This is a genomic window from Streptomyces cyaneofuscatus (assembly GCF_000718135.1).
In the GTDB taxonomy this organism is placed as follows: Bacteria; Actinomycetota; Actinomycetes; order Streptomycetales; family Streptomycetaceae; genus Streptomyces; species Streptomyces cyaneofuscatus.
In genome coordinates this window covers 39,092-52,439 of the sequence record NZ_JOEM01000014.1, presented here as the reverse complement: position 1 = coordinate 52,439, position 13,348 = coordinate 39,092, and the positions used below count along the sequence as shown (strand labels likewise).

Sequence of the window (13,348 nt, the reverse complement as noted above, 5' to 3'; positions counted from 1 at the left end):
GCCCCGTGCGGGACGGCGGAAACCGTCCCGCACGGAGCGCCGCCGGATCAGGCCGGCGGCGCGTCCTTGCGCAGCCGGAACCAGTAGAAGCCGTGTCCGGCCAGTGTCAGCAGGTAGGGCCACTGGCCGATGGCCGGGAAGCGTACCCCGCCGATCAATTCCACCGGATGACGTCCGTTGAACGATCGGAGGTCCAATTCCGTCGGCTGCGCGAACCGCGAGAAGTTGTGCACGCACAGGACGAGGTCGTCCTTGTACTCGCGGGTGAACGCCAGCACCGCCGGGTTGGACGACGGCAGCTCGGTGTACTCGCCGAGCCCGAAGGCCGGGTTCTGCTTGCGGATCTCGATCATCCGCCGGGTCCAGTGCAGCAGCGAGGACGGCGAGGCCATCGACGCTTCCACGTTGGTGACCTGGTAGCCGTAGACCGGGTCCATGATCGTGGGGAGGTAGAGCCGCCCCGGATCGCTGGAGGAGAACCCGGCGTTGCGGTCGGGCGTCCACTGCATCGGGGTGCGCACGGCGTCCCGGTCGCCCAGCCAGATGTTGTCGCCCATCCCGATCTCGTCCCCGTAGTAGAGGATCGGGGAGCCGGGCAGCGACAGCAGCAGGGCGGTGAACAGCTCGATCTGGTTGCGGTCGTTGTCCAGCAGCGGGGCCAGGCGCCGGCGGATGCCGATGTTGGCGCGCATCCGCGGGTCCTTGGCGTACTCCGCGTACATGTAGTCGCGCTCTTCGTCCGTGACCATTTCGAGGGTCAGCTCGTCGTGGTTGCGCAGGAAGATGCCCCACTGGCAGTTCTTGGGGATCTCTGGTGTCTTCGCCAGGATTTCGGAGACCGGGTAGCGGCTCTCGCGGCGCACCGCCATGAAGATGCGCGGCATGACGGGGAAGTGGAACGCCATGTGGCACTCGTCGCCGCCGGCCTCGTAGTCGCCGAAGTAGTCGACGACGTCCTCCGGCCACTGGTTGGCCTCGGCGAGGAGCACGGTGTCCGGGTAGTTGGCGTCGATCTCCTTGCGAACCCGCTTGAGGAAGTGGTGGGTCTCGGGGAGGTTCTCGCAGTTGGTGCCCTCGCGCTGGTAGAGGTAGGGCACCGCGTCGACCCGGAAGCCGTCGATGCCGAGGTCCAGCCAGAACCGCAGGGCCGCGAGGATCTCCTCCTGGACGGCCGGGTTCTCGTAGTTGAGGTCCGGCTGGTGCGAGAAGAAGCGGTGCCAGTAGTACTGCTTGCGCACCGGGTCGAAGGTCCAGTTGGACGTCTCGGTGTCGACGAAGATGATCCGGGCGTCCTGGAACTGCTTGTCGTCGTCCGCCCAGACGTAGTAGTCGCCGTACGGCCCGTCCGGGTCGGTGCGGGACTGCTGGAACCACTCGTGCTGGTCGCTCGTGTGGTTCATGACGAAGTCGATGATGACGCGCATGCCCCGCTGGTGCGAGGCGTCCACGAACTCCACGAAGTCGGCGAGGTCACCGAACTCCGGCAGCACGGCGGTGTAGTCGGAGACGTCGTAACCGCCGTCGCGCAGCGGGGACTTGAAGAACGGCGGCAGCCAGAGGCAGTCGACACCGAGCCACTGGAGGTAGTCCAGTTTGGCGGTGATGCCCTTGAGGTCGCCGATTCCGTCGCCGTTGGAGTCCTGGAAGGACCGGACGAGCACCTCGTAGAAGACGGCGCGCTTGAACCAGTCGGGATCACGGTCCTTGGCGGGTGTGTCCTCGAACGTGTCGTGGACAGGCTCATTGACGATCATGGTGTGGGTGACCCTCCGGTCGGCGGGGACGGTCGCAGGACGGCGATGTGCGCGGGCGTGATGCCCGGCTCTAGGCGCACATAGAAGGCCCTGCCCCAGTGATAGGTGTCGCCGGTGAGCTCGTCGCGCACCGGTACGCGCTCGTGCCCCTGGAGGCCGAGCCGCTCCATGTCCAACGAGACCGTGGCCTCCTGGGTGTGGTGAGGGTCGAGGTTCACGACCACCAGAACGGTGTTCGAACCGGAACGCTTGCTGTAGACGATCAGCGACTCGTTGTCGGCGTGGTGGAAGTGCACCTCGCGCAGCTGCTGGAGCGCGGGGTTACGTCGTCGGATCCGGTTCAGCGAGGTGATCAGGGGCGTCAGCGTGCGGCCCTCGCGCTCCGCCGACTCCCAGTCCCTCGGGCGCAGTTCGTACTTCTCCGAGTGCAGGTACTCCTCGCTCCCCGGCTTGGCCGGGGTGTTCTCGCACAGCTCGAATCCCGCGTAGACGCCCCAGGACGGGGCGAGGGTGGCGGCGAGCACGGCCCGGGCCTCGAAGGCCGGGCGGCCGCCGTGCTGGAGGTAGCCCGGCAGGATGTCCGGGGTGTTCACGAAGAAGTTGGGCCGCATGTACGAGGCGGCGTCCCCCGACAGCTCCGTGACGTACTCCGTCAGCTCCTGCTTGGTGTTCCGCCAGGTGAAGTACGTGTACGACTGCTGGAACCCGACCGCGCCCAGGGTGTGCATCATCGCCGGACGGGTGAACGCCTCCGCCAGGAAGATGACGTCGGGGTCGGTGCCGTTGATCTCGGCGATCACCTTCTCCCAGAACACCACCGGCTTGGTGTGCGGGTTGTCGACGCGGAAGATACGTACGCCGTGGTCCATCCAGAAGCGCAGGATACGTACGGTCTCCGCCACCAGACCGCGCATGTCCTTGTCGAAGGCGATCGGGTAGATGTCCTGGTACTTCTTCGGCGGGTTCTCGGCGTACGCGATCGAGCCGTCGGGCCGGTGGTGGAACCAGTCCGGGTGGTCCTTGACCCACGGGTGGTCCGGGGAGCACTGGAGCGCGAAGTCCAGCGCGATCTCCATCCGGAGGTTGCGGGCCACCTCCACGAAGTGGTCGAAGTCCTCCAGCGTGCCCAGCTCCGGGTGGATGGCGTCGTGCCCGCCGTCCGGCGAACCGATCGCCCACGGCACGCCCGGATCGTGCTCACCGGGCGTCAGCGTGTTGTTCGGGCCCTTGCGGTGGGTCGTACCGATCGGGTGGATCGGGGGCAGGTACACGACATCGAACCCCATGGCGGCGACCGCGGGCAGCCGCTCGGCCGCCGTCCGGAACGTGCCGCTGACCAGCCGGGTCGGCGCGTCCGGCGAGGTGTCGGCCGGGTCCACCGGCACCCGCTTCGCCCCCTCCGAGCGCGGGAACAGCTCGTACCACGAGCCGTACAGTGCCCGCTCGCGCTCGACGCGCACCGCCAGCGGCTTGGACCGGGTGACCAGTTCGCGCAGCGGGTACCGGCCGAGGACGGCCTCGGCGGCCGGGGTCAGGGCGGCGGCCAGCCGGGCGGCGGGGGAGTGGCCGGTGTCGCGCAGCGCGTCCACCGCGGCGAGCACCGCCTCACGTCCGTTCTTCTTCGGTACGCCGGCGGCGGCCCGCTCCAGCAGGGCCGCGCCCTCCGCCAGGACCAGATCGGTGTCGATGCCCGCCGGGATCTTGATCGCCGCGTGGTGGCGCCAGGTGGCGACCGGATCGCTCCACGCCTCCACCGTGTACGTCCAGCGCCCCTCGGCGTCCGGCGTGATCTCGGCGCCCCACCGGTCCGTGCCCGGGGCCAGCTCGCGCATCGGGGTCCACGGTCCCACCCGTCCGCTCGGATCGCGCAGGACGACGTTGGCCGCCACCGCGTCATGGCCTTCGCGGAAGACGGTGGCGGTGACCTGGAAGGTCTCACCGACGACCGCCTTCGCCGGACGTCTGCCGCAGTCGACGAGGGGACGGACGTCCAGGACGGGAATACGACCGATCATGGAATCACCTGGGGGCTGGAGGAGCTCGGCGTGCACGGGCGACGGCGCCGACGCGGAGGACCGACCGCGCGTGCCGCGATGATGGGGATCTGTCCTTTGTAGCTGCTCAGCTGACTGCTGACGGGCTGTGGGCATGGCCGCTCCTGTCCGCATTCACCCGAATGGCACTCGAATGGGTGGGTCGCGGGGGTTTCACGCATGTTTCGGATGCGCTGGGGAGGGTGTGCGGACCGGGTCGTGCTGCGTACAGGGAAGTGCCGGGAAGAGTCCTGGGAGGCACCGGGAAAGCCTTCCCCACGTTCGTTCCCGGGAAATCCGGCGCCGTGTTAACTACTCGGTCGTAACCGCTCGGTCAGGTCCGCTCAGGGTCCGGTGGCGCCCGGCGTGCGCCCCACGGCGTACGGGAGACCGAAGCGCCCTCACAGGTTCCGGATACCCGCTCTGCGGCGCCACACGGCAGCCTTCCCTGTGTCAGGAAGGTCCACAAGGCTGCGTACGGGAACGAAATCGGCCAAACCCGCAGGTGAAGGGTGGGGTGGGAGAGGGCCGGTGGTGTGCGTGGTGCTCCTGTGGGGAGGCGCGGGGCAGCCGGTCCCGGACCTAGGGTCTTTCGTTCGGATCAGGCCGGGCTCGCGGGGGCCGGCACGCACATCTGCGGCGTTGTCGTCAATCACCAACGCTCCGCGTTGCCTCAATCCTCCGCCTTGCAGCTGCACGCACCGGCCCCCGCTCCCTGATCCGCCCTGATCCGAACGAAAGACCCTAGTGAGCCGTCCACGCGCCGTGGTCGCGGGCCACGGACGGCCGCTACCGTCGAGGGTGACGGAAGGGACGCACACCGTGGTGCGTCCGCTCGGATGCGCAAGTCCCCTGTAAAGGTGGAGTACGTGAAGGCCATTCGTCGATTCACCGTGCGTCCTGTCCTCCCCGAACCCCTCCGACCCCTCCACGACCTCGCGCGCAACCTGCGCTGGTCGTGGCACACCGAGACCCGCGAGCTCTTCCGGTCCGCCGACCCCGAGGGGTGGCGGCCCGCGGACGCCGACCCCGTACGGCTGCTCGGCTCCCTGACCGCCGGGCGCCTGGCCGAACTGGGCCGGGACGAGGAGTACCTGGGCCGCCTGGCCGAGGCCTCCGCCGACCTGAAGGAGTATCTGGACGGCCCCCGCTGGTACCAGGAACAGCAGGCCGCGGGCGCCGAACTCCCCTCCGCCGTCGCCTACTTCTCACCCGAGTTCGGCGTCACCGCCGCACTGCCCCAGTACAGCGGCGGCCTCGGCATCCTCGCCGGTGACCACCTCAAGGCCGCCAGCGACCTGGGCGTCCCGCTCATCGGCGTCGGCCTGCTCTACCGGCACGGCTACTTCCGCCAGAGCCTCTCCCGCGAGGGCTGGCAGCAGGAGCACTATCCGGTCCTCGACCCCAACGAGCTCCCGCTCGACCTGGTCCGCGAGGCCGACGGCACTCCCGCCCGGGTGGTGCTCGCCCTGCCCGGCGGGCGCTCGCTGTACGCCTCGATCTGGCTGGCCCGGGTCGGCCGCGTCCCGCTCCTCCTCCTCGACTCCGACGTCGAGGAGAACGCGCCGGGCGAGCGCGACGTCACCGACCGGCTCTACGGCGGCGGCAGCGACCACCGCCTCCTCCAGGAGATGCTCCTCGGCATCGGCGGGGTGCGCGCCGTGCGCACCTGGTGCCGGCTCACCCGGACCCCGGAGCCGGAGGTGTTCCACACCAACGAGGGCCACGCCGGCTTCCTCGGCCTGGAGCGCATCCGGGAACTGGCCGCCGACGGGCTCGGCTTCGACGCGGCCCTCGAAGTGGTCCGGGCCGGGACCGTCTTCACCACCCACACCCCGGTACCCGCCGGGATAGACCGTTTCGACCGGCAGCTGATCGCCCGCCACTTCGGCGACGACGGCGAGCTGAGCGGCGTACCGGTGGAGAAGATCCTCCGCCTCGGCCGGGAGACCTACCCCGGCGGGGAGCCCGAGCTGTTCAACATGGCGGTGATGGGGCTCCGGCTCGCCCAGCGAGCCAACGGGGTCTCCACTCTGCACGGGGCCGTCAGCCGGGAGATGTTCTCCGGGCTCTGGCCGGGCTTCGACCCGGCCGACGTGCCGATCACATCCGTCACCAACGGGGTGCACGCCCCGACCTGGGTCGCCCCCGAGGTCTTCCGGCTCGGTGCCGGACAGGTCGGCACCGGCCGCGCCCACCAGGTGCTGGCGGGCGGACCGGTGGACGGCGAGGCCTCCTCCTCGCCGCAGGCCGGCACCCCGCGCCGCTGGGACGCGGTCGGCGGGATCGGCGACCAGGAGATCTGGGAGCTGCGCCGCGAGCTGCGCGGCCAACTGGTGACCGAGGTCCGCCGCCGCCTCTACGCCTCCTGGCGCAGGCGCGGCGCGGGCACCGCCGAGCTGGGCTGGATCGACGGCGTCCTCGACCCGGACGTCCTCACCATCGGCTTCGCCCGCCGCGTCCCCTCGTACAAGCGGCTGACGCTGATGCTGCGCGACCGCGACCGGCTGCGGGAGCTCCTCCTGCACCCGACGCACCCGATCCAGATCGTCGTCGCCGGCAAGGCCCACCCCGCCGACGACGGCGGAAAGCGGCTGGTCCAGGAGCTGGTGCGGTTCGCGGACGACCCGCGGGTGCGCCACCGCATCGTGTTCCTGCCGGACTACGGCATGGGCATGGCGCAGAAGCTCTACCCGGGCTGCGACGTCTGGCTCAACAACCCGCTGCGCCCGCTGGAGGCGTGCGGCACGAGCGGGATGAAGGCGGCGCTCAACGGCTGCCTCAACCTCTCCGTGCGCGACGGCTGGTGGGACGAGTGGTTCGAGCCGGACTTCGGCTGGGAGATCCCCACCGCCGACGGCTCGGCGGTCGACGACGACCGGCGGGACGAGCTGGAGGCGGGCGCCCTGTACGCCCTGATCGAGGACCGGGTCGCCCCGCGCTTCTACGACCGGGGTGCCACGGGGCTGCCGGACCGGTGGATCGAGATGGTCCGCTCGACCTTGGTCAACCTGGGGCCGAAGGTGCTGGCGGGGCGGATGGTGCGTGAGTACGTGGAGCGGCTCTACGCCCCCGCCGCGCAGTCCCGGCGGGCGCTCGGCCCGGCGGTGGCGCGGGACCTGGCGGAGTGGAAGGCGAAGGTCCGGGCGGCCTGGCCGGAAGTCTCCGTCGACCATGTGGAGTCGGTCACCGGCACGGTGGCGGGCGGCTCGGCGGAGCTGGGGGCGACCCTGTCGCTCCGGGTGCGGATCGCCCTCGGCGGCCTGGCCCCGGACGACGTCGAGGTGCAGGTGGTGGCGGGCCGGGTGGACTCGGCCGACGCCATCGCGGACGCCCAGGTCTTCCCGCTGAAGCCGGCGGGCGGCCATGACCTGGAGGACCGCTGGCTGTACGAGGGCCCGCTCGCCCTGGACCGGACGGGACCGTACGGCTACACCGTGCGCGTCCTGCCCTCCCACGAACTGCTGGCCTCCGGTGCCGAGTTGGGCCTGGTCGCGGTGCCGAACGAGGCGACAGGGGAGGGCGCGGGCGTCCTGATGCGCTGAGCTGTGGCGAAGAGGGGCCCGGTACCGCGATGTGCGGTGCCGGGCCCTTCGGCTGCGGGAGGGGCCCGAGTTCGTGCAGTGAACACAGAGCCTTGACGTGTTCATGGGATGGCTTTACGTTCCTCACACATCACAGGTTCACCATGCGGCCTCATGTTCATGTATGTGAACTCCCTGTCGGGCGGGGCCGTCGGACCATCACCGCTCCGGAAGGCACCCCACATGCGTACCGGCACCATCCCCCGCGTCCTCGGCACCGCCGCCGGACTGGCCGCGCTGCTCACCACCGCCCTCGCCGCCCCCGCCCTGGCGGAGAGAGCCCCGGCCGCCGCACCTGCACCTGCCGCAGCCGCCGCCCCGGCCTCCTTCACCCACCCCGGCGTCCTCGTCAGCCGGCCCCAACTGGACTTCGTCCGGGGCAGGGTGCAGGCGGGCGCCCAGCCCTGGAAGGGTGCGTACGACCAGATGATGGGGAGCAGGTACGCCTCGCTGTCCCGGACCGCCAAGCCCCGCGCGATCGTCGAGTGCGGCTCGTACTCCAACCCCAACAACGGCTGCACCGACGAGCGCGAGGACGCCATCGCCGCGTACACGCTCTCGCTGGCCTGGTACATCACCCAGGACAGCCGGTACGCGCAGAAGGCGATCGAGATCATGGACGCCTGGTCGGCCGTGATCCGGGACCACACCAACAGCAACGCGCCGCTCCAGACCGGCTGGGCCGGCTCCTCCTGGCCGCGGGCCGCCGAGATCATCAAGTACACGTACAGCGGTTGGCCGGGCTCGGGGCGCTTCGGGACCATGCTGCGCAACGTCTACCTGCCGAAGGTCACCAACGGCTCCCACTCCAACGGTAACTGGGAACTGTCGATGACCGAGGCGGCGATCGGGATCTCGGTCTTCCTGGAGGACCGCGCCGCCTACGACAAGGCCGTCTCCAAGTTCCGCGGGCGGGTCCCCGCGTACATCTATGTGACCGCCGACGGCGCGCTGCCCAAGGTCGCACCGGGGAGCGGACTCGACACCCGGGCCAAAATCATCAACTACTGGCAGGGCCAGTCCACCTTCATGGACGGGCTCTCCCAGGAGACCTGCCGCGATCTGACCCACACCGGTTACGGCATCTCGGCCATCGCGCACATCGCGGAGACCAGCCGGATCCAGGGCCAGGACCTCTACCCGGAGGTCGCCGACCGGCTGCGGCACGCGATGGGGCTGCACGCCAAGCATCAGCTCGGGACGCCTGTCCCGTCCTCGCTCTGCGGCGGTTCGCTCAAGGACAGCCTCGGTCCCATCACCGAGGTCGGGTTCAACGCCCTGTCCAACCGGCTCGGTTACGCGATGACCAACACGCGGACGCTGACCGAGCGGCAGCGGCCGGCCGGGTCCAACAACCTGTTCGTGGCCTGGGAGACGCTGACCCACGCCGACAACCCGGCCTGAACTGCGAGGGGTTGAGCACGGCGAATGGCCCGGCAGGGGAGCAGAACCCCTGCCGGGCCGTTCGGTCATGCGGTGGTGCGGTGGTGCGGTGATCCCGTGGGGTCAGAAGGTGAGCTTGACGCTGTTGATGCGGCCGGTGTCCGCCCGCGCGACGTCCTGGACCTTCAGCTTCCAGGCTCCGTTGGCCACCTCGGACGAGGCGTTGACCGTGTAGGTCGCCACCACGTTGTCCGCGGAGTCGCCGGAGGAGGAGTTCTTCAGCCGGTAGGCGGTGCCGTCCGGGGCCACCAGGTCGATCACGAGGTCACCGCGGTAGGTGTGCGTGATGTTCACGTCGACCTTGAGGGTGCTCGGGGCGTTGCCGGTGACACCGGTGACGTTGACCGTGCTGGTGACGGCCGCGCCCGCGTCCGGGATGTTCACGACGGTGTTGTTCTCGAAGACCTTGCCACCCGGGTCGGGGTCGCCGCCGCCGGGACGGGCACCCACGTTGATGCCGGCCCAGGCGTGGGCCACGGCCGCGTACTCGGGGCTGGTGGCGCCGTACAGCTCACTGGCGACCGCGAGCGTGCCGGTGCGGGCAGCGGCGTAGTTGGTCGTCGAGGTGAACTTGGTGGTGAGCGCCTTGAACCAGATCAGCGACGCCTTGTCCCGGCCGATGCCGGTGACCGGCAGTCCGTCGGAGGTCGGGGAGTCGTAGTTGACACCGTTGATCGTCTTGGTGCCGCTGCCCTCGGAGAGCAGGTAGTACCAGTGGTTGGCCGGGCCCGAGGAGTAGTGGACGTCGATGCCGCCGATGCCGGAGTACCAGGCGTCCTTGGAGCTGCCGTCCTTGCTCGGCTTGTCCATGTAGCGCAGCGGGGTGCCGTTGCCACGGATGTCGATCTTCTCGCCGACCAGGTAGTCGCCCTGGTCCTGGGAGTTGTTCGCGTTGAACTCGACGGCGGCCGCGAAGATGTCGGACGTCGCCTCGTTGAGGCCGCCGGACTCACCGCTGTAGACCAGCTTGGCCGTGACCGAGGTCAGGCCGTGGGTCATCTCGTGGGCGGCCACGTCGATGGAGGTCAGCGGCTTGACGTTGCCGTCGCCGTCGCCGTACGTCATGCAGAAGCAGCTGTCCTGCCAGAAGGCGTTGACGTAGTTGTTGCCGTAGTGGACGCGGGAGTACGCGCCGACACCGTCTCCGCGCAGGCCGTTGCGGCCGTGCACGTTCTTGAAGTAGTCCCAGGTGAGCGCGGCGCCGTAGTGGGCGTCGGCGCCTGCCGTCTCGGCGTTCTGGGGGGTGCCGTTGCCCCAGACGTCGGTCGACTTGGAGAACAGCGTGCCGGTGCCGGAGGTGCCCCGGTTGAGGTTGTACGTCTTGTGGTTGCCGCGCGTGGTGTCGGTCAGCGTGTACGAGGGCGCGGTGCCCAGCGTCACCTGGCCGCTGTACTGGGTGTTGCCGGTCCCGTTGTGGACGGCCTGCCACTCGTACAGCTTCTCGCCGGAGGCCGCGTCGGTGATGACGTGGAGCTCGTTGGGGGTGCCGTCGTGCTGGAGTCCGCCGACCACCGTCTCGTAGGCGAGCTGCGGGGAGCCGCTGCCCAGCCAGACGACCTTGCGCGGTGCCTTCTCCGCCTTCGTCGCCTTCGAGCCCTCGGTCTTCGCCGCACCGAGCGCCTGCTTCTCGGCGGCGGCCGGGGCCACGTCGGCGGTGAGACCGACGGCCTTCAGCTGGGCGGTGGTCGCCTTCGACGCCTTGACGACGCTCAGGGTCTTGCCGGCCGTGGTCTCCTGGACCACCAGGTCGCCGCCGAGGACGGGGAGCCCGTCGAGGGTGCGCTCGTAGCGGGTGTGCGTGGTGCCGTCCCGGTCCTGGACGACATCACGGACGACGAGCTTCTCCGTGGCGCCGAGCCCGAGCTCCTTGGCGGTGGCCGCCTTGGTGGCGTCGGCCTCGCTGAGGAGCGCGGCGCGCTGGGCGGGGGAGAGCTTGGCGGGGAGCGAACCCGGGTCGGCCTTCGAGCCGGCGGTGATTCCGCCGGCGGGGGCGGCCGAGGTCGGGGTGGCGGTGGCGGAGCCGGACTGCAGTCCGACGGCGATCATGGCTGCTGCGGCTATCAGAGCGCCGGTCGCGGTGGCGCGACGGCTGGGCGTGGATCTCACGCGGACTCCTTCTGCGAGGGGGGTTACCCGGCGGCGCTGGACGAGCCGTCCGGGACAGTGCAGGCGGTGCGCAGAACGGGGTGAAGAGTGGCAGGAGATCCGTGCGCCTGTCAGGAGCGCGTCAATAAGTTGGCCGGAATTCGTTCGTTGCCAGAAAGGTCATGTTCGTTAAGCGGACGTTTCGCCGATCATTACCGCAATGTTGCCGGGGTGTGTGAAGGCCCGTATTCACAGGGTGCGCACAGGTTCGGTGCGTCGGGGGCACATGCGAGCGGCACGCCCGGAAGCGGTTACAGCCCATCTGGTGAGACGGGGACGGGTTCTGGCCAGATCCCGCCAGCGGAAGGGGGTGGTCCGCGCGTGGTCCTGGCGGCGCGCTCGGGCGGTGATGGCGTGCGCCGGGTCGGCGCGCTCAGGCCGGGGTGGCGTCCGGCGGGTACACCGCGTCCAGGAGACCCCGTACGAACCGGTCCAGGTCGTCCAGCCCTGCCGCCGCCAGCGTGCCCCGGCCGCCTCCCAGCAGGTGCGGGATCGCCGCGTGCAGCGCGAGCGTGACGGTGGCCGCCCGCTGCGGGGTGACGGGCAGTCCGGCGGTCCGCTGGGCCGCCTCGAACCCCGCGAAGTCGCCGCTCGCCATCGGGTCGAGGAGGGCGGAGAGCCAGGGGCGCCGGGCCGCCTCCGCCTGGAGCTCCAGGTAGGCGAGGAGGCGGGGGCGGCCGGGTCCGGCGACGTTCTCCAGGAGGGTGCGGAACAGGGCGGTCAGCCCCTCGCGGTCGGCGGGGCCGGGTCCGGCGGCGAGCTGGGCGGTGAGCGCGAGGTACTGCTCCAGGCAACGCTCGGCCACCGCCCGCAGCACCGCGTCCCGGGTCGGGAAGTAGTTCTTGGTGGTCCCGTCCGGCACCTCGGCCGCCCGGTCCACGGCGCGGTGGGTGAGGCCGCGCCCGCCCTCCTCGGCCAGGACGGCGACGGCCGCGTCGCGCAGCCGGTCGCGCCGGTCGGGATTCACGCGCGCTCCCTCGGTTCCGTACCGCTGTGGTCTTCGTGCTGCTTGCCGATGCTACCCCAGGCGTGGTACCACGGATGTGGTGGTTGTTTCGCACCGGCCGGGCGAGCTTCGGGAGTACGGCATGACGCGGCGTACGGGCACAGGGGTAGGAGCAGGGGTGGGGACCAGGACGGCGACCGTCGTCGGGGCGGGCATCGGGGGCCTCGCCACCGCGATCGGGCTGCGGCGGGCGGGCTGGCGTGTGACCGTGCTGGAGCGCCGCACCGAACTGGAGCGGTACGGCGCCGCGTTCGGCATCCACCCCACCGCGCAGGCGGCCCTCGACCGCCTCGGCGTCCAAGCGGCCCTGCGCGACCACGCGGTCCCCTACCGCGACGCCCGCATCCGCACCCCGGACGGCCGCGTTCTGGCCCGTCTCCCGCTGGAGCGCATCGAGGAGAAGGCGGGCCGTCCCGAACTTCTCATCTCCCGGCCCTACTTGGTCGACGCCCTGCTCGCGGGCCTGGACGCCTTCGGGGACGTACCGGTGAAACTCGGGGAGACCGTCACCGAGGTGAGCGCCCTGGCCGCCGGGTCGGACCTGGTGGTCGGCGCCGACGGCATCCGCAGCGCCGTGCGTACCGCCCGCTTCGGCGACCGCAGCGGCCCGCGCGAGGTCGGCACGGTCGCGTGGATCGGCATCGCCGGTTTCGAGAGCCCGGTCCACGGCGAGACCTGGGGCAGCGGCCGCTTCTTCGGACTGACCCCGGTGGAGCCGGGCCGCACCAACTGGTACGCCACCGTCCCCGAGGTCACCACCGCCGACGAGCTGCGCGCCTCCTTCGCCGGCTGGCACGACCCGATCCCGCGCATCCTGGACGCCACCGACCCGGACACCTGGATCCGGTACGAGATGCGCCACCTCCACCCGGCGCTGCCCTCGTTCGTCTCGGGCGACGCCTCGGTGGGCCACGTCGCGCTGGTCGGCGACGCGGCGCACGCCATGACGCCCAACCTGGGCCAGGGTGCCTGCACCGCGATCCTGGACGCGGACGCCCTGGCCCGGGCGGTCGCCGTGGCGCCCCCGGGCGCCGCCGGGCTCGCCGCCGCCCTGCGCGCCTACGACCGCGAACGCCGCCGCAGCGCCCAGCGGACCGCCTTCGCCTCCCTGACCCTGCACCGCTTCATGAGTACGGAACGGACCCGGCTGCGGAACGGGGCGGTGCGGCTGCTGCCGGGGTGAGCGGGGGAGTGGGTGAAGGGGTGAGTCGGGGGAGGCGAGGGGGCGGAAGTCCCGGAATGTGCACTTCCTGTGTGCTTGCTGTGTGCTGCTTCACACGATTCGATCGTCTGTCGGGTACAACCCCGCACCACCGGCGACAGTCACACCCATTGGCCTCACCCGCGTCTCCCTCCCCATCGAAACCCGGACGGCCCTCCCAG

7 protein-coding genes are annotated in these 13,348 nt (G+C 70.7%); 3 read left to right on the top strand and 4 right to left on the bottom strand.

Going from position 1 to position 13,348, the window contains the following annotated elements:
* Positions 1-47 precede the first annotated feature (47 nt).
* Together treS and IF17_RS0123050 are read right to left on the bottom strand one after the other, a co-directional pair.
* Positions 48-1,754: a maltose alpha-D-glucosyltransferase gene (gene treS, locus IF17_RS0123055; protein ID WP_030568940.1), complete on the bottom strand. Its 1,707-nt coding sequence runs from the start codon at positions 1,752-1,754 to the stop codon at positions 48-50.
* Entirely contained in the window at positions 1,751-3,769 is a 2,019-nt protein-coding gene (locus tag IF17_RS0123050; protein ID WP_030568937.1) for an alpha-1,4-glucan--maltose-1-phosphate maltosyltransferase, read from the bottom strand. The genes treS and IF17_RS0123050 overlap by 4 nt, the downstream gene beginning before the upstream one ends.
* A gap of 887 nt (positions 3,770-4,656) precedes the next feature.
* Between IF17_RS0123050 and glgP the strand changes: the two genes are divergently transcribed.
* Together glgP and IF17_RS0123040 are read left to right on the top strand one after the other, a co-directional pair.
* On the top strand, positions 4,657-7,332 hold the full coding sequence (gene glgP, locus IF17_RS0123045) for an alpha-glucan family phosphorylase (protein ID WP_030568934.1): 2,676 nt from the start codon (positions 4,657-4,659) through the stop codon (positions 7,330-7,332).
* A gap of 222 nt (positions 7,333-7,554) precedes the next feature.
* Entirely contained in the window at positions 7,555-8,775 is a 1,221-nt protein-coding gene (locus tag IF17_RS0123040) for an alginate lyase family protein (RefSeq protein WP_030568932.1), read from the top strand.
* Positions 8,776-8,877: 102 nt separating this feature from the next.
* Here the strand turns inward: IF17_RS0123040 and IF17_RS0123035 are convergent, their stop codons facing one another.
* Both IF17_RS0123035 and IF17_RS0123030 read right to left on the bottom strand, forming a co-directional pair.
* Positions 8,878-10,920, bottom strand: coding sequence for a M4 family metallopeptidase (locus IF17_RS0123035; protein WP_030568930.1), 2,043 nt, complete (start codon positions 10,918-10,920; stop codon positions 8,878-8,880).
* Between the two features lie 412 nt (positions 10,921-11,332).
* Positions 11,333-11,926, bottom strand: a complete 594-nt coding sequence (locus IF17_RS0123030; protein WP_030568927.1) for a TetR/AcrR family transcriptional regulator — start codon at positions 11,924-11,926, stop codon at positions 11,333-11,335.
* Between the two features lie 121 nt (positions 11,927-12,047).
* Here IF17_RS0123030 and IF17_RS0123025 point away from each other — a divergent pair, with 121 nt between their 5' ends.
* Positions 12,048-13,148 carry an FAD-dependent oxidoreductase gene (locus IF17_RS0123025; RefSeq protein WP_051884104.1) on the top strand — a complete coding sequence of 367 codons (1,101 nt, stop codon included), beginning with the start codon at positions 12,048-12,050 and terminating at the stop codon, positions 13,146-13,148.
* Positions 13,149-13,348 lie beyond the last annotated feature (200 nt).